Annotated in this window: 15 protein-coding genes; 13 read left to right on the top strand and 2 right to left on the bottom strand. The window is 63.1% G+C overall.

Translation table 11 applies throughout. The features are described 5' to 3' along the window. Window positions 1–3 precede the first annotated feature (3 nt). The 13 genes from ccoO to ASD76_RS11035 all read left to right on the top strand — a co-directional run bounded on the left by ccoO (window position 4) and on the right by ASD76_RS11035 (window position 13590). A complete protein-coding gene (ccoO, locus tag ASD76_RS11095) occupies window positions 4–753 on the top strand; it encodes a cytochrome-c oxidase, cbb3-type subunit II (protein ID WP_055922578.1) in 750 nt (249 codons plus the stop codon). Next, a complete protein-coding gene (locus tag ASD76_RS11090; RefSeq protein WP_055922576.1) occupies window positions 750–923 on the top strand; it encodes a cbb3-type cytochrome c oxidase subunit 3 in 174 nt (57 codons plus the stop codon). Before ccoO ends, ASD76_RS11090 begins: the two co-directional genes overlap by 4 nt. Further along, window positions 913–1818 (top strand): cytochrome-c oxidase, cbb3-type subunit III, encoded by a 906-nt coding sequence (ccoP, locus tag ASD76_RS11085; RefSeq protein ID WP_055922574.1) that lies wholly within the window; start codon window positions 913–915, stop codon window positions 1816–1818. The genes ASD76_RS11090 and ccoP overlap by 11 nt, the downstream gene beginning before the upstream one ends. Then, complete coding sequence (ccoG, locus tag ASD76_RS11080; protein ID WP_055922571.1) at window positions 1805–3262, top strand: cytochrome c oxidase accessory protein CcoG; 1458 nt, start codon at window positions 1805–1807, stop codon at window positions 3260–3262. Before ccoP ends, ccoG begins: the two co-directional genes overlap by 14 nt. Further along, window positions 3259–3705: a FixH family protein gene (locus ASD76_RS11075; RefSeq protein ID WP_055922569.1), complete on the top strand. Its 447-nt coding sequence runs from the start codon at window positions 3259–3261 to the stop codon at window positions 3703–3705. The genes ccoG and ASD76_RS11075 overlap by 4 nt, the downstream gene beginning before the upstream one ends. Beyond that, on the top strand, window positions 3702–5819 hold the full coding sequence (locus ASD76_RS11070; protein WP_055922566.1) for a heavy metal translocating P-type ATPase: 2118 nt from the start codon (window positions 3702–3704) through the stop codon (window positions 5817–5819). The genes ASD76_RS11075 and ASD76_RS11070 overlap by 4 nt, the downstream gene beginning before the upstream one ends. After that, window positions 5816–5959: a cbb3-type cytochrome oxidase assembly protein CcoS gene (gene ccoS, locus ASD76_RS11065; protein ID WP_055922563.1), complete on the top strand. Its 144-nt coding sequence runs from the start codon at window positions 5816–5818 to the stop codon at window positions 5957–5959. Before ASD76_RS11070 ends, ccoS begins: the two co-directional genes overlap by 4 nt. A gap of 351 nt (window positions 5960–6310) precedes the next feature. Beyond that, window positions 6311–8077: a M4 family metallopeptidase gene (locus ASD76_RS11060; protein ID WP_055922559.1), complete on the top strand. Its 1767-nt coding sequence runs from the start codon at window positions 6311–6313 to the stop codon at window positions 8075–8077. A 262-nt stretch (window positions 8078–8339) separates the two neighbouring features. Then, complete coding sequence (locus tag ASD76_RS11055; protein WP_156457649.1) at window positions 8340–8726, top strand: hypothetical protein; 387 nt, start codon at window positions 8340–8342, stop codon at window positions 8724–8726. Between the two features lie 761 nt (window positions 8727–9487). Beyond that, a complete protein-coding gene (locus ASD76_RS11050) occupies window positions 9488–10975 on the top strand; it encodes a hypothetical protein (RefSeq protein WP_156457648.1) in 1488 nt (495 codons plus the stop codon). Between the two features lie 64 nt (window positions 10976–11039). After that, entirely contained in the window at window positions 11040–11312 is a 273-nt protein-coding gene (locus ASD76_RS18465) for a hypothetical protein (protein ID WP_162249660.1), read from the top strand. Further along, a complete protein-coding gene (locus tag ASD76_RS11040; protein WP_055922545.1) occupies window positions 11312–13264 on the top strand; it encodes a TIR domain-containing protein in 1953 nt (650 codons plus the stop codon). Before ASD76_RS18465 ends, ASD76_RS11040 begins: the two co-directional genes overlap by 1 nt. A gap of 29 nt (window positions 13265–13293) precedes the next feature. Then, window positions 13294–13590: a hypothetical protein gene (locus tag ASD76_RS11035; RefSeq protein WP_055922543.1), complete on the top strand. Its 297-nt coding sequence runs from the start codon at window positions 13294–13296 to the stop codon at window positions 13588–13590. A gap of 7 nt (window positions 13591–13597) precedes the next feature. Here ASD76_RS11035 and ASD76_RS11030 read toward each other — a convergent pair whose 3' ends face one another. Both ASD76_RS11030 and ASD76_RS11025 read right to left on the bottom strand, forming a co-directional pair. Next, window positions 13598–14695: a serine protease gene (locus ASD76_RS11030; protein WP_055922540.1), complete on the bottom strand. Its 1098-nt coding sequence runs from the start codon at window positions 14693–14695 to the stop codon at window positions 13598–13600. Beyond that, window positions 14692–16674: a caspase family protein gene (locus ASD76_RS11025; protein WP_055922537.1), complete on the bottom strand. Its 1983-nt coding sequence runs from the start codon at window positions 16672–16674 to the stop codon at window positions 14692–14694. Before ASD76_RS11025 ends, ASD76_RS11030 begins: the two co-directional genes overlap by 4 nt. Between the last annotated feature and the right edge of the window lie 3 nt (window positions 16675–16677).

The following is a 16677-nucleotide window of genomic DNA, read 5'->3' as shown; positions in this document are numbered from 1 at the left end:
ATCATGACCGGTTTGGCCCAGCGCCATAAGAAGCTCGAACGCAACGTGACGCTGCTTGCCCTTGGCGCGTTCGTCACCGTCGCGATCGGTGGCATCGTCGAGATCGCGCCGCTGTTCTGGATCGACAACACGATCGAGAAAGTGGACGGCATGCGGCCCTACACTCCGCTCGAACAGGCGGGCCGCGACATCTACATTCGCGAAGGCTGCTACGCCTGCCACAGCCAGATGATCCGCCCGTTCCGCGACGAGGCCGAGCGCTATGGCCACTACAGCCTGGCGGCGGAATCGATGTTCGACCACCCGTTCCAGTGGGGCTCCAAGCGCACAGGGCCGGACCTTGCGCGCGTCGGGGGGCGCTATTCCGACGAGTGGCATGTCCAGCACCTGAAAAACCCGCAAAGCATGGTGCCGGAAACGGTGATGCCCCGGTACGGCTTCCTGGCCGATACCGCCCTCGACGTTGGCGATCCCGAAGCGCGGCTGCGGGCGCTGCGGCGGGTTGGGGTGCCGTACACCGACCGCGACCTTGAGAGGGCGATCGCCGATATCACCGCGCAAGCCGACCCCGAGGCCGATGCAGGCGATCTCGCGACCCGTTACCCGAAAGCGCAGATCCGCGACTTCGATGGCGATCCCACGCGCCTGACCGAGATGGATGCGCTGGTGGCCTACCTGCAGATGCTCGGCACCCTGGTCGATGTGAACGCCGCTGCCGCGCAAGAGGAACTGGCGCAGGAGACCGGGCGGTGAGCGCGCATTCGACTTACGACATGCTGCGCCACCTCGCTGACAGCTGGGGCCTCTTGGCGATGCTGCTGGTGTTCCTGGCGCTGGCGCTCTGGCCGTTCCGCCCCGGTGCCGGGCGACGCAACCACGATGCGGCGAACCTGATTTTCAAGGATGACCACGATGGCGAATAGGCGCCTCGACGAAGCGACCGGTACCGAGACCGTCGGTCACGAATGGGACGGCATCGAGGAGCTCGATACGCCGATGCCGCGCTGGTGGTTGTGGACCTTCTTCGCGACAGTGGTTTTCGCAGTCGGCTACGCCATTGCCTATCCGGCCTGGCCGCTGGTCGAGAAGGGCACGGAAGGTGTGCTCGGGTGGACCAGCCGCGGCGAGTTCGCCCGCGAGATGCAGCACGAACGCGATGGCCGTGCGGCGTTGATGGCGCAGCTCACAGCCACGCCGATCGAACGCCTGGCCGACGATCCCGAGCTTATGCGGGCCGCGGTCGCTGGCGGCCGCGCGGCGTTCAAGGTGAACTGCGTCCAGTGCCATGGATCGGGCGCCGCGGGTTCGGCTGGCTATCCCAATCTCAACGACGATGACTGGTTGTGGGGCGGGGACCTCAAGACCATCGAATACACGCTTCTCCACGGCATTCGCCAACCGGGCGAGGACACGACGCGAACCAGCCTCATGCCGGCTTTCGGCGGTGCGCTCAGTTCGGAGCAGATCGGGCAAGTGGCCGATCACGTCCTGAGCTTTTCAGGCAAGGCCAAGGACAACGCCGCGGGCGCGCAGTTGTTCGCGGATAACTGCGCCGCCTGTCACGGCCCCGCGGGCACCGGCAATCGCGAGCTCGGTGCGCCTAACCTGGCGGATGCGATCTGGCTTTACGGCGGCACTAGCGAGAGCATCGCCCAGCAGATCCGTCAGCCGCGCCACGGTGTGATGCCCGCCTGGCAGCACCGCCTCGATCCGGTGACCATCCGCATGCTGGCGGCCTACGTCCATTCGCTGGGGGGCGGTGAGCAATTCGTGGAGGTTGCCGCGAACGCGGCAGATCAGGCCGATGAGCAGCGTTGAGCAGATAGCTCCCGAAAGGCCCACCAAGCTCTTCGCCAAGCGACAGTCCGTCCATCCCCGGCGGATCGACGGACCGTTCCGCCGCTTCAAGTGGCTGGTGATGTTCGTCACCCTGGCGATCTACTACGGCACCCCGTGGCTGCGCTGGGATCGCGGTCCCTATGCGCCGGACCAGGCGGTGTTGATCGACCTCGCCAACCAGCGCTTCTACATGTTCGGCATCGAGATCTGGCCGCACGAATTCTACTTCGTTGCTGGCCTTTTGATCATGGCCGGGATCGGCCTGTTCCTGGTCACCAGCGCCGTCGGGCGCGCGTGGTGCGGCTATTCGTGCCCGCAGACGGTGTGGACCGATCTGTTCCAGCACGTCGACCGCTTCGTCGACGGAGACCGCAACGCCCGCATGCGGCTCGATGCCGCGCCGTGGAGCGCCGGCAAGGCGGCCCGGCGGGCGTTCAAGTGGACGATCTACCTTGTCATCGCCTTTTGGACCGGCGGCGCGTGGATCATGTACTTCGCCGACGCGCCGACGCTGACGCGCGACTTCTGGAACGGCGACGCAGCTTCTGTGGCTTATGGGACGGTTGCGGTACTGACCGCCACGACCTTCTGGCTCGGCGGTTTCATGCGTGAACAGGTGTGCATCTACATGTGCCCCTGGCCGCGCATCCAGGGCGCGCTGATCGACGAGAAGTCGCTGATCGTCACCTACAAGGATTGGCGCGGAGAGCCCCGCGGCAGCGTCAAGAAGGCCGAGAAGGATCCCGGCGCTTTCGGCGACTGCATCGACTGCAACTTGTGCGTGGCGGTCTGTCCGACCGGCTACGACATCCGCAAGGGGCCGGACGTCGCCTGCATAACCTGCTCGCTGTGCATCGACGCTTGCGACCGGGTGATGAAGGAGGTCGGCCGGCCGCGCGGGCTGATCGACTACGCCACACTCGAGGATTGCCGCCACGAGGCGGCAGGTGGCCAACCCCGCCCGGCCTGGCGCACGCTGCTGCGGCCGCGGACGGTGATCTACTTCACGATCTGGGCGGGTATCGGGCTCGCCCTGCTGTTCGCCCTGGGCACGCGCACGCATCTGGGGATCTCGGTCGAGCCCGACCGGAACCCCTCGTTCATGCTGCTCAGCGACGGTAGCGTGCGGAACGCCTACACCGTCAAGCTGCGCAACATGCAGAGCCGGCCCCGCGCGCTGCAGCTTGAGCTTGAGGGTATTCCCGCAGCCGAGATGTGGACTGACGACATGCCCCGGCAGGAAGCCGCCCGGAAGATCGTCCGCGAGATACCGCCCGACACCACGCTGCCGCTGCGGGTCTACGTCATCGCGCCGCCCGGCAGCCCACCCCAGGCCTTTGGCTTCGCCGCCACGACGCAGGGCGAGCGACCTGAGCGGGCGGCCAGCGAAACCAGGTTCGAAGCGCCGGAGAACGAACGATGAGCAGGCAATTCACCGGGTGGCACATGGCTACGATCCTCGTGGCCTTCTTCGGCATAGTGATCGCGGTCAACTTCACGATGGCGCGCTATGCCTCGTCGACCTTCGGCGGCATCGTGGTCGAGAACTCCTACGTCGCCAGCCAGAAGTTCAATGGCTGGCTCGATGCCGCGAAAGCGCAGGAGGCTCTGGGCTGGAACGCTGTAACCACATGGCGGCCCGACGGGCGGCTGGCGGTGGCGGTGACTGGCGCTCCTGCGGGCACCAAGCTCACCGGTGTCGCCCGCCATCCGCTAGGGCGCGTAGCCGACATTCCCATCGCATTCGGCGGTATCGGGGAACGGCGCTTCCTTTCGCGTGAGGCTTTGCCCGAGGGCCGCTGGATCCTGAGGCTCGAACTGGTCCAGAATGGCCAGGTGTGGCGACGCGAGGAGACGGTGCAATGACCGCCGTTGCGCTTGCACACCCTTCGACAGGACGGACGACGCTGGCCGTCCCCGGTGCCCATTGCGCCGGGTGCATGAGCAAGATCGAGCGGGGCCTAGCCGCGCTTCCTGGGGTTACCGGGGCGCGGGTCAACCTTTCGGCCCGCATGGTCTCGGTCAACCATGAAGCGGGGCTGGATCGGCGCGGGCTGGTGCAAGCGCTGGCGGACCTCGGTTTCGAGGCCCAGGCCCGCGTCGATGGCCCGGCACGCGCGGACTCCGCGGTGAGGCAATTCCTGGCGCCGCTGGCAGTGGCCGGCTTCGCAGCGATGAACGTCATGCTGCTGTCTGTCAGCGTGTGGTCGGGCGCCGATGGTTCGACTCGCGACCTGTTCCACTGGCTCAGCGCCCTGATCGGCGTTCCCGCGATTGCCTATGCCGGGCAGCCGTTCTTCCGGTCCGCTTGGGGAGCGCTGCGCAAGGGCCGCACCAACATGAACGTGCCGATCAGCCTGGGTGTCCTCATCGCCACCGGCCTGAGCCTTTACGAAACGATGGTTCATGGCAGGCACGCCTGGTTCGACGGCGCGCTGATGCTGCTGACCTTCCTGCTGGCTGGCCGGGCGCTCGACGCGATGATGCGCGACCGGGCGCGGGCCGGCGTCGATGCCCTGATCAGCCAGGCGCCGCAGGGCGCGACCGTGATCGGTGAAGACGGAACCCTCACCTGGCAGGCCACCGATGCCCTGCGTCCGGGAATGGTCCTGCGCGTCGTAGCTGGCGAGCGCCTTGCCGCAGACGGTGAGATCGTCAGCGGGACGAGCCAGTTCGACCAGTCGCTGCTGACCGGCGAGAGCCGCCCGATCGCGGCCCGCGCGGGCGATCAAGTCCTTGCCGGTACCCTCAATCTCACCGGTCCCGTCGACGTGCGGGTAAGCCACACCGGCCACGATACGACACTGGCCGAGATCGTGCGCCTGATGGAGGCGAGTACACAGAACAGGTCGCGCTACGTCCGCCTGGCGGACCGGGCGTCGCGGCTCTACGCGCCCGCCGTCCACACGCTGGCGGCGCTGTCGGTCGTGGGCTGGTTGATTGGCGGGGCAAGCCTCTACCAGGCGCTGGTGATCGGCGTGGCCGTGCTGATCATCACGTGTCCTTGCGCCTTGGGCCTGGCGGTTCCGGTGGCGCAGGTCGTGTCCTGCGGCGCCCTGATGCGGGCGGGGATCATGGTCAAGGACGGCTCGGCGCTCGAACGGATCGCGTTGGTCGACAGGGCTCTTTTCGACAAGACCGGCACCCTGACGATGAGCCGGCCAGAGCCCGATCCGAAGGTGCTGGCTTCCTTCGATCCCGTGGCGGCGTCGGTTGCCTTGGCTCTGGCGTCGCATAGTGGGCATCCCCTCTCGCGTGCGCTGGCGGCGGCGCTCACCGCTGCCGGACATCGTGCCGCGGAAATCGATACGGTGGAGGAGCGGCCGGGCGACGGCGTTTTCGCCCGGTGGCTGGGGCTCGACGTTGCGCTCCGCCGCCCTGAGGCTGCGAATGGCATCGCGGTGAGCCTTCACATCGAAGGCAGGCCGCCCTGGTTGATCCCTTACGACTATCACTTGCGGCCGGATTATGCCCAGGCGCTGGCCGAGTTGCGCGATCTTGGCGTCGAAGCCTCGATCGTGTCCGGCGACAATGTTGCGGCCGTGGCAGAGGTTGCTCGGATGACAGGGCTTAGCGCTCAGGCCAACGCCTCGCCGGGAGACAAGCAGGCCCTGATCGGGAGGCTGCAAGCGGCGGGCCGGCGCGTGCTGATGGTCGGGGATGGCCTTAACGATGGCCCCGCGCTCGCCGCTGCCGATGCCTCGCTCGCACCGGGTTCGGCAAGCGACGTGGGCTTCCAGGCGGCCGATCTGGTTTACACTCGGGATTCGCTACTTTCGATCCCGCAAGCGGTCAGGGCGGCACGAGCGACGACGCGGGTGGTAAAGCAGAACTTCGCGCTAGCGATCGGGTACAATGTCCTGGCCGTCCCGCTCGCCATGGCAGGTTTGGTGACCCCGCTGCTGGCGGCGGTCGCCATGTCGACCAGTTCGCTCGTCGTGATAGCGAATTCGCTGCGGTTGGTCAGGGCCGCGCGATGACGGGGCTCGCCATCCTTCTCCCAATCGCCTTGTTCATGGGGCTATGCGGGCTAGCCGCATTCTTTCTGGCGCTAAGAAGCGGTCAGTTCGACGACCTTGACGGTGCCGCCCATCGCATTCTGATTGATGATGAAGAGTAGACGGGACGACCAGGGGGATGTCCTATTCGATCCTGTCGTTCTGGTTCCCTGTATAATGCGTTAGGCAGGGGCAATAGCCTCTTAATAAAGTCATTTATCGCATCTGCGCCAATGCCAATGTTCAAATGAACAAAAAACTAGACATTTATTTACTATAGATGCAAATATTTAGCATCGAGTCGCTCATGCGTTAATGACATCAGTGACGATCGCGATCACCGCTGTGCCTATTCCTTCCATTCCTTCAGGGATGGTTGAGCATCGCAACGATCGCGCCCGGTCAAGCTTAACTCCGAACAGCAGCCTTTTGCTGCCGCAATTTAGCGCAAGCAACGCGAAAGGAGAATTGCCGTGCCGCAGTTTCGCGACATCAATGTCAACGGAGCGGCCGACCTGCTAGGCGTGGGACAGCAGCGGCTCAGAAACCTCAGTCGTTTTCAGACCGAAGCAGTCTCCCGAGGTGCGCCACCTCCAGGGCCGGAGATCGCGAACATTCAAGCGCGCCAGGCGGCTTCAAACGACGAGGCCGCCAGTCGTGCAGTCCTTCAGACCTACCTTGAAGACGCGGGCAGCGAAGTTCTTCGAGAAATCACGGCGCCGGATCGTCCGGAACTCGTGCCTGACATGCAGCTTGTGACGAGTTCCAACACGCCCGACCTTAACGCTCGCAGCATCTCCTATCAGCAGTCCGCTTCGTCCGTCCCCATCTTTGGAGGCCGTGTCGTTGTCGACATCGATGCGGACGAGAAATCGTTAGTGGCGATAAATGGCAAGCTCTCCCCTATGCCGACCGAGAACCCGGTCGCGACATTGAGCCCGGCCGACGCCTGGTCGCACCTGCAGACCTGGGCGCAAGGGTATGGCGAGGTTCTCACGGGCTTACCAACCGAGCCGCCATCGCTGACCTGGCACCTCGACGAGGACACGGATGCTTGGGCGCTAGTCTATCACTTCCGGTCCGTGCCGTTGCCCGTGCCCCAGGAACCAATCCCAGCCGGTCTTCCGTTCGCCATTCCGGAAGGTCTGTGCTGTGTCCGCGACGGCGCTCGCCCGGCGCTCTACGACTATTTCGTGGATGCAAAGGACGGCTCGGTGCGCTTCTATTTCTCGAGCGCGCCGACGGCCGATATCCCGGTGCCAATGAAGGGTCTCGATTACCAAAACCATGATCGCGACTTCTTCGGCTTGAGCAACGCAGCCACCTTTTTCCTGGTGGACCCCCTGCGAAACATCGCGACCTACGACTACGGGAATGCCGACCTCGATTTAGTGCCGCCGGCTCCCTTCCCCAGTCAGGCCATTAGCCACCCCACGAACAACTTCGGCAATACCCGGCCAGACGCCGTCGCAGCGCATTATCATGCGCAGGTCGTCTATGATTTCTATAACAACGTGCTGAAACGCGATGGCATCGATGACAAGGGCATGGCGCTTGTGTCAGTCGTCAATGTCTGGGCGAGCAGCGGAGGCAGCCCACAACCTGACTGGGGAAACGCAGCCTGGTGGAAGGGCAAGATGTGGTACGGCCAAGAAAATGGCCAGAGCTTCGCGAAGTATCTCGACATCATCGCCCATGAACTCACGCACGGGGTGACCGAAACGTCTTCGAAACTCATTTACCGGCGACTTTCGGGAGCGCTGAATGAGTCATACAGCGACATATTCGGGATCGCGATTGCCAACTGGTGGCCTGGCGCTCCCAATCCAGTCTCTACTTGGACCTGGCAAATGGGCGTGGGCCTCGGCCCAGGTGGCGGCGCGATGCGCGACTTCGCAAATCCTGCTGCGGCGGGCCAACCTGACCACATGAACCAATATCAGGTCTTGCCGATCAGTTTCGATCAAGGCGGGGTCCATATCTACAGCGGGATCCACAACCGAGCCATCCACTTGTTGATGACGGCGCAAACCCCGACCGGTGACGCGGCCTTTCCGATCGAGGAGCTAATGCTGCTCCTGTATCTCACGCTCACAAGACTTACGCCCACGTCGGAGTTCGGTGACAGTAGGCGAACCCTGGAAAACGTCGTTGGCGTCTATCATGCGTCGGACCCATTGACGCTCGCGGTACGTAAGCAGGCGATTGCCGATGCTTTCGGGGCTGTCGGCATAACTTGAGGAAGGGCCGGGACCGTTCCGGCCCTTTCAAGGGTTGAGCCATCGCAAGCCGCTCGGACTAACAGTTCACCGCGAAAGGTGTCTCTGAGGGGAGGCGAGACGAACTACTCGCGAAGCTAAAGTCACGACCGTCAGGGGACCACGCTGTCAGTCCAGTGAGGTGAAATCCTCAAACATCAATACGGGTTTCCCCCGGTGCAAACTTCACTCAGGAAGGCGCATAGCTTCTTGGCCACTGCATTTTTTGCACCTGGAATGCGAAATGGGTGTGCTTTTTGAAACCGGCGACATGCTTGCACGTCCCGAGGTTGAAGGGTGTTGGATGCGCCCATTACTTCGAAACTTATCGGCCGATATGGTCCGAACCGCCAGGAAAGGGCTGCGCCGCCGGTCGCTTCTGAGTTCGACGGCGCTCCTCGTTGCAATTGGCGTTCAGGCTTCCCTTCCAAGTACCGCCACTGCCCAGGTGGTCACGCCGCAGCAGGCGAATGGCACGACCATATTGCTGGATCAGCCGGTGAGCATCAGCACGACCGCTACCGGTGCAGCAGGCTATAACCTTCACGCGCTCAACCTCGACACGAGCCTCGATAACCCCATCGACAGCTACCAGCTCAGCGGCCGCCTCGGCCTCAGAGTGAAGTGGTAACAGCAAATACGGGGCACGGCGACACTCGCTGAGCTCCAGGAAGCCCGCTGGCGCTTTCCGTTATTCCAGCCTGACTCTCAAGGTGACCGGCCTCGTGCGCTTCAGGTGAGTGAAATCGCTACCGACGTCTGCCTCGGTCGAGCCCAGCACATACACAATTCCAGGAACCCCACCTGGTCGATCCCCAGAGCAACAGTTCGCCGCAGGGCTGTGCCTGTTCGAGTGCTGGATGGTCGCGTGCCGGAGCCTGTCTTTCAAAGACCGACGTCAATCGCCGAAACGGACGATGAGAACTGCTTGAGAGAATATTTGAAATAACAAGCAAAAACGCCAAATGTATATGACCATATTTGACGGACAATATAAGGTAGTATTCTGATAGAAGAGTATGCCATTGAGATGAATGCAAATATTCAAGAAATTTAACGTAAATTGAACTCTCATTCATCTTACATAAATTGGCATTAACTATATTGTGATGCATAAACGTTTGCGATCATTGATTTTTTCAAGAGATCCGCACGGCAGACTATACGGGAAGTTACGTATATCCCCAATCCGTCGTGATATGTACCAGGCTTAGTCTGGTTAAAATTGGCTATGCCCGCGTGCATCGCCGTTCAAGATGAAATTAAAAGCAGCGTCGTCAATAAATGACACTCACGTTCGTCTTGATTACATTTATCTATTTGAAAATAACATCATCATCTTCTGCGTCTTTAAAGATGTTCAGGGGTGTAGATATTTTTAGGATGTAAGTAATGGTTTTGCTTGTTAAGGATGGTGATTACGTGCGGGTTGACCGTCGGCGTACTGTTGACGTCGAGCGTCCGTCATCGGCGCGTGCGACGCTCGCTGTCGCGACTGCGCCGGGTCGGGGATTCTTCACGAAGAGGAACCTTCTAAACTCATCGGCCCTGTTCTCTGCAGTGGTCCTTGGTTGGGGGCCGTTCTCCGGTGAGGCCCAGGCTCAGGTCACCACGCCGCAACAGGCGAACGGCGTCACGGTATCGCTGGATCAACCCGTGCAGATCGATACGGCGGTGACAGGCGCCGCGGGCTATGGGTTGCATGCGCTCAATGGCGGGGTGATCACCAACGGTGCCAACAGCATCGACCTGAATGCGCAGAATTCACGGGCCATCGTTGCTGAGTCTGGCGGGCAGATCAGGCTCGACGGCACGGGTGGAACGCTCGAGATCGACAGTCAGAATCAAGCAAGCGTCGACAGCCTGTCGACCGTGTTGGCGACAGGAAATGGCAGCCTTGTCGACTTGACGGACGCTACGATCACCGCCTCATCTGCGGGCACCTCCGGCTTCAGTGCGGCAGAGGCGGCTTTTGGCGGCACCCTTCGGCTCACCGACTCCACCGTCACCGCCTTGGGTGGTGCGCAAACCGTTAGCGAACGTGGGCCGCAGGCAATTTTGGTTGCCGGCGAGGGAAGCAAGGCCGAGCTCAACAATGTGACGGTCTTTACGACCACCACGATGAATAGGGTTGGCAGTGCCGGTATCCTCGCAGGTCAAGGTGGTGACGTCGTCGGGCGTGATATTGACATCAATATTGTGGCCGTCGGAGATCTTGGAAATAAAATCGGTGTTCAGGCGCTTGATGAAAATTCTACCATAGTAATAGACAATCTTGATATCGAAGCAACAAATGGCGGCGCGCCTGGTGCCAATGCCTCTGGCGTTCAGGCTACTACTCGAAGTGATATAACCATCAACTCCGGTAATATCTATGGCAACGCCATGAATGCTGGACTTTCATCGAATATTGGCGCACGCTTAACTGCTAATGATGTTCATGTTACGTCGACCAAGACGAGTCCTATTTCAGGGCTTGTGAATGCCAGTAATGGCGGCAATCTCACCATGGTCGGTGGCAGCGCCAAGTATTCTTCGGCGCTCGAATCCGTTGTCGGTACCGCAGCGGGACTCAATTCGGAGCTCAATCTACGCGGTACCGAGGTCTTCCTTGGCCACGGTAGCGTGACTGCGGCCGGAGGCATTGCGGTGCAGGCGCTAAATCGTGCCACCGTCAACCTCGACAATGCAATCGTCACCGCGGAGTCATTGGCCAGCACGCGTGTGACCGGATTGAGCGCGACTGGCGCGTCGACGCTCACCATGACCAACGGCAGCGTGCTCAACGTCAAAGGTGGCGCCAACGCCAACACCAGCCTCAAGAACCCCGGCGACAACTACAGCGTCGGTGGTCGCGTCGGCGTCCGCTTTAAATGGTAACGTCAGGCAAGACCTGAAACGCCAACTCAAACAAGGCCGGCCCCAAAAGGGCCGGCCTTTCTTCTTGGCCCTGTCGTTCGATTGCCGAATGCAGGGCGCGCGCACGCACACGTCGTTGGGCTGCCTTGTGCAATTCCTCCTGTTCAAGCTCGCCGTGGTTTCGGTCTTGAGCTATCTGATGCTTAAAGGCGGCGCAGCATTGCATTGGATCCCGCATGAATGGTCGACGAACTTATCGGGGACATTCACCTTCCTGGGCAGCGATTTCGAACGCTTTGCGGCTATCTCGCAAGTGACTGCTGGCATGCTGGCCAATGTCGAGGCGTTGCGCGCCTGATGACGCAGGGCTCTTCCTCCGACGATCCGATCGAGGAAGGCGGAGCGCCCAACACTGTCTTCCTGAGCTATTCTCACGCCGACAAGAAGCAGGCCCAACTGATCGTACAAGCGTTGGAGGGCGCTGACTTTCGGGTCTGGTGGGATGGGATGATCGAGGGCGGCGAGCGCTTTTCGGAGGCGACCGAAGCGGCGCTCGATAGCGCTCGTGTCGTGGTGGTGCTGTGGTCGAAGTCTTCGGCGGCCTCGCATTGGGTGCAGGACGAAGCGACGCGCGGCCGGGACACCGGTCGCCTGATCCCGATCTCGCTCGATGGAAGCCTGCCGCCACTGGGTTTCGGGCAGTTCCAGGCCATTGACGTCTCGGGTGTGGCGAACAAGCCCAACAGCGAGCCGATGCGCAAGCTGCTGCGCGCTGTTGCCGCGCTTCATGACCGGCCGGCACCGCCACTCCAGGTGAAGCAAGGCGTCGCGCTGCCCCGTAGGCAGCTCCTGGTCGGCACTGGAGCGCTCTTGTTGGCCGGTGCCGGTGGATTGTTGTTTTGGAAGGGAAGCGGCCTGTTCGGTGGTGCCGGAAGCGGGCGAAGCGTAGCGGTTCTGCCCTTCGCGAATTTGAGCGGCGACCCGAACCAGCGTTATTTCTCCGATGGGCTGACTTCTGAAATTCGCGCGCAATTGTCGCGCAACGCGTTGCTCGAGATTGTCGGCCAGACCTCTTCCGAAAGTGCGAGCACGGAGAACCGCGACGCCAAGAGCATCGCGCGCGAACTGGGCGTGGCGTTTCTCCTCGACGGCCAGGTGCAGAAGGCCGGCGATCGGGTCAAAGTCGATGCAGAGCTGACCGATGGATCGAGCGGCCTCAGCAAATGGGCGCAGAGTTACGAGCGTCCTCTGACGGACATTTTTGCCGTCCAGGCGGAGATTGGCGCGGCGGTTGCGAGCGCCCTGTCGGTGGCCATCGAAGAGGGTGAAGGCAAATCGGCTGGCGCCGACGAAGGCGGAACCGACAACGTGGCGGCGTTCGATGCCTATCTGCGCGGTCGCGATCTCTATGAAGCGGGTATCGATGAAACGAGCGATCGGCAGGCGCTGAGCTATTTCGATCGGGCGATCGCGCTCGACCCCCGTTACGCGGGCGCCCACGCCGCCCGCTCCCGCGCCTTGGCAATTATTGGCAACCTTTACGCCGACGATGCAGAGCGCGTCCGCCTCTACGATGCCGGCGTGGTCGCTGCGCGCAAGGCCACTGAGCTCGCGCCCAAGTTCGCCGAAGGCTTTTCGGCACTGGGCTTCGCGCTGGCGACCGGGAAGCTCGATATGCGCGGCGCACGCGAACCGTTTGAACGGTCGTACGAACTGGGCCGCGGCAGTGCCGACATCCTCAGCCGCTACGCTACGTTCCGTTCGAACCTGCGCGACAATGATCGCGCGAAGAGCGTGATCGCCCAGGCTTCCAAGCTCGATCCGCTAAACGCGCGGACGTTCTGGTCGACGGGCGACATCAGTTACGCCGGGCGCGATTTCGCTGGCGCGATACCTGCCTTCGAACGGGCGATCTCGCTCAATCCCACGCTGGCCGGCGGCCATTCCTCGCTCGGCTTTGCCCAGTTCATGCTGGGCCGCCTCGACGATGCCCATGCTTCGTTCTCGAAAGAGGAGAGCAGCGTGCGCCGCCTGCCGGGCTACGCAATCATCGCGGACCGGCGCGGCGATCGGGCTGGGGCCGAGGCTGCGCTCAACGACTTGATCAAGGAATATGGCGACAAGAGCCACTACCAATACGCGCAAGTCTACGCCCAATGGGGCGACCGGCCCCGTGCGCTCGCGGCTCTGCAAAAGGCCTGGGAACTGCGCGACGGCGGGATCATGCTGATGTACAGTGATCCGATGCTCGACCCGCTGCGCGAAACCGACGGCTATCGCGCGCTGGCCAAGCAGGTTGGCTTCACATAAGTTATGTTTGGCAACGAAGGGGAGACCTCATGAGGCATATCCTGACATCCCTACTGGTACTCGGCTTGGCTGGCAGCCTGGCGGCCTGCCAAAACCAGGACGAGACAGTCGACGCGGCGGCGACCGAAACGCCCGAGGCACAGACCGGCACAGTCGAGCGGACGGGGCCCCAGGAGCAGACTGGAACCGTCGAACGCACCGGCCCGCAGGAGCAAACTGGAACGGTGGAACGAACCGGCCCGCAAGAGCAGACCGGAACAGTGGAACGGACTGGTCCTCAGGAGCAGACAGGCACGGTCGAACGGTCCGCGCCAACCGAGCAGTAGTCAGAAGCTAACTAGCCGATCCCGGCAGCCTGACGACCTGCCCGGGCTTGGCCGCTCGCTTCGCTTCGGCGATCCAGTCGGCGTAGTGCGACACGCGCGTGTAGAGCGCCGGCTTGCCCGCGCCGCAGCCTTTTCCGGCTGACACGATGCCGACGAGGCTGCGCTTGCCGCCATCTTCTTGCCGGGTCAGCGGCCCGCCGCTGTCGCCCTGGCAGCTGTCCTTGCCGGCCATCACCTTTCCGTCCGGCCCCAGGCTGCCCGCACAAAGCGAGCCAGGGCCGAAGGAGGCGCCGTATTCTTCCTTGCAAGGCGCGTCGGTTAGGTAATTGAGCGAGACTTGCTGCAGGTCGGCCGGGTTGCGTTGCAAGCGGCCGCTGCTGTCGAGGCGGCCTACGGTGTCCTTCTCGCCTCGCTGCCCCATCCAGCCCCAGCCCGTCACGCGCAGTAGTTCCAGCTTGTCGAAGTCGCGTGAGGTGGGCTGCATCAGGCTGACCGGAGCGAGCCGCCCGGCATCCTGGAATGCTGCCAGGCGCTTGTCGTCCTTCAGTTTGATGAGGGCGATGTCATCGAGCATGGTCTGTTTGGTGTAGCCCTGGTGGATCACCACGGAATCGATCGGGAAGATCCCGTCGCTGACCGACAGGTTCTGGGTGCCCAGGCGGACGTTGCGATCGGTCAGGACGTTGCCGGGCTTGCCGTCGAAACTCGGGATATTGTCGACGCAATGGGCGGCCGTGATCACGAAGCCGTCACCGATGTAGGACCCGCCGCACTTGTGCGAGAGTTCGTAGCCCTGCCGCTCCTTGAGGTAGATCTTGCATTCGTCACCATCGGCGAGCTTTTCATCATAGGCCCGGTCGGCGGCGGTATATTTGGGCGAGGAGAGGATCTCGGCTTGCCACGGCGCCGAGCCGGGCTTGGCGGGCTCTCCGCCAACGATGCGCCCGCCGCCTTCGGCCTTGGCGCGGCGCGCGTCGCAGGTCTCCTTCAGGTCCGCGTTCGCCACGGCCTTGGGCGCGGCGGGTTCGGGCGCCTTCTCGCAACCGGCCAGCGCGCCACTGAGCAAGACCGCGGGCAACACCGCTTGGGCAAACCGAAGGTTCATTCGCTGAATCCCTTCTCAGTGACGAGGGCCGTAGTGACCTGCGCTGACCAGTCGCCGACCGCCGTGACCCCCGTGTCGCGAGCGCCCTGGCTGCTCGAGCACAGCAGCCGCTCCAGCGGAGAGACGCATGCGGCTAGATCGCGGGCTCCGTTGCCGCTTTGCTGAAAGGCTTCGGCGCGGATCGGCCGGTCGGTCGCAATGGTCAGGAAGCGGTAGGGTCCGGCCGCGTCGAACGCCATTTGCGAACGGCGGTAAGGCTGGTTGGGCTGCAGCATCTGGTCGAACTCGCCCGGCTTGGGGAGGATCAGGTCCACCGCGTTGCGCGGGTCGATAGCCAGCAGATAAAGATAGATCGGCTTGGTCCCGCGATTGATCACAGTGGCGGTAATCGTCTTGTCGAGGCCGATCCGCCGCACGCCGCCAGCTTGCGGGGGCGGGCAGGAGGTCGCGCGGTATCCGTCGGCGTCGATGCACACGTCGACCGGCATTTGCGCGCGCGATCCGTCGCGCTCACCGGTCGTGCGGATCGAGAGCAATTGCGCGACCCGCGCGACTTTCTGCAGTTCGGCGGCCAGGCGTTCGCCAAAGGCGGGGTCGGTCGCCTCGCCGAGCGTGTCGGTCAGCAGAGTGCCGTCGTCGGCTCGCAGCGCCACTTGGGTAGAGGAACCCTCGACGAGCACGAGATGCGTGGCTCCGTCCGGGGTCGCCCTGACAAACTGGATTCCAGCGAGCGCCGCGTCGGCCGCATCGCGCTCGGGGCCGGCGGGCAAGCCGTTGCTGACCTCGATCAAGTCTGCTGGGAAGAAGTGGGCGATCTCCTCGGCCACCACGCTGTCGGGTAGAGTGGAGGCTGCTGGCGCATCCAGTTTGAGCTCGGCCGCGCCGTCATCGAGGCCGACGACCGTCGCGGTCGCCAGCCGAGCGCGTCCGGCCACGGCATCGGCCTGGTTGGCATAGAGCGCGAACCGCGACCCCGAAGTGATCCCGCTGAGCGCACCGCCATTGAGCGTGACCGTCTCGCCGCTCGCCGAGCCCTCGAACAGCATCGGCGAGCGCGAGCGCGATCCCATGGCTGCCGTCAGTTCTCCTTCCGCCGATGGCGTCTGGGCGATATGGCCGCGCTTGGCGACGCGCAGGCGTACTTCCTTGATGATGTCGCCGAAGGTTCCATCGCGCATGCCGGGCATGCGTAGCGTGTCGATCAAGGCGTTGGTGAACACCCCGGCCCGCTCGCCGACGGCGCCGCTAGCGGTCTCCTGAGCTTCCTCGCCGTCCTGGGCCGCGGCGAGATGGACCCAATAGCCACCGCCCGGTCCGGTCGGCGCCGGGGTGTCGGCGGCGGGGAGGGCGGCACCGGTCAACGGCGGGACACTGCGCGATTGGCCGGCGGCACCATCGCGGGTGGCTGTGGCCGAATTGCAGGAATCGAAGATCGACACGAAGTAGATCCCGGCCGCGGTCGCCTTGTCCTTCCGCTCCTTCAGTTCGACGTCGAAAATGTCCCCCGGCGAGCCGTCGGGATTGCGTGCGTCGGTCGGCAGGATCGTGCCGTTGTAGCCGGAGTCCTGATCGAACGCCTCGTCATCGCGATACTGCGATCCGTGGCCCGCGAAGTAGAACAGCAGCGTGTCGCCCGGTTTGAGCGCGGCGATTTGCCCGTCGAGCGCGGCCAGAATGCGTTCGCGGGTCGCGCAGTCGTCGGTCAGGGTGACGGATGTGTCGTTGGAGCTGTCGCATTTGCCGGGCTGGGCTGTGTCGACATCGACGCCGTAGAGATCGGCTAGCGCCTCCTTGAAGCGCTGGGCATCGCCGACAGCGCCCTTGAGGTCGGCAAAGCCGGCGTCGTCGGAATAGCGATACTGGTCGACGCCGACGAACAGCGCGTGAATGTTCCGGTCGTCCTGCACAGAGGACGGTGGTTCCGACGACGAACAGGCAGCCAGCAGCACAGCGAAAGCCAGGCCCGCCAGGCGTCGCATTCC

The organism is Altererythrobacter sp. Root672 (assembly GCF_001427865.1).
Lineage (GTDB): Bacteria > Pseudomonadota > Alphaproteobacteria > Sphingomonadales > Sphingomonadaceae > Croceibacterium_A.
This window is presented reverse-complemented; position numbering and strand designations above follow the sequence as displayed.

Coding starts and splice junctions, on each gene's coding strand:
- ccoG (WP_055922571.1), top strand. CDS start 1,805: ATGAGCAGCGTTGAGCAGATAGCTCCCGAAAGGCCCACCAAGCTCTTC.
- ccoO (WP_055922578.1), top strand. CDS start 4: ATGACCGGTTTGGCCCAGCGCCATAAGAAGCTCGAACGCAACGTGACG.
- ASD76_RS11055 (WP_156457649.1), top strand. CDS start 8,340: ATGGGTGTGCTTTTTGAAACCGGCGACATGCTTGCACGTCCCGAGGTT.
- ASD76_RS11050 (WP_156457648.1), top strand. CDS start 9,488: ATGGTTTTGCTTGTTAAGGATGGTGATTACGTGCGGGTTGACCGTCGG.
- ccoP (WP_055922574.1), top strand. CDS start 913: ATGGCGAATAGGCGCCTCGACGAAGCGACCGGTACCGAGACCGTCGGT.
- ASD76_RS11075 (WP_055922569.1), top strand. CDS start 3,259: ATGAGCAGGCAATTCACCGGGTGGCACATGGCTACGATCCTCGTGGCC.
- ASD76_RS11040 (WP_055922545.1), top strand. CDS start 11,312: ATGACGCAGGGCTCTTCCTCCGACGATCCGATCGAGGAAGGCGGAGCG.
- ASD76_RS11025 (WP_055922537.1), bottom strand. CDS start 16,674: ATGCGACGCCTGGCGGGCCTGGCTTTCGCTGTGCTGCTGGCTGCCTGT.
- ccoS (WP_055922563.1), top strand. CDS start 5,816: ATGACGGGGCTCGCCATCCTTCTCCCAATCGCCTTGTTCATGGGGCTA.
- ASD76_RS11035 (WP_055922543.1), top strand. CDS start 13,294: ATGAGGCATATCCTGACATCCCTACTGGTACTCGGCTTGGCTGGCAGC.
- ASD76_RS11070 (WP_055922566.1), top strand. CDS start 3,702: ATGACCGCCGTTGCGCTTGCACACCCTTCGACAGGACGGACGACGCTG.
- ASD76_RS11030 (WP_055922540.1), bottom strand. CDS start 14,695: ATGAACCTTCGGTTTGCCCAAGCGGTGTTGCCCGCGGTCTTGCTCAGT.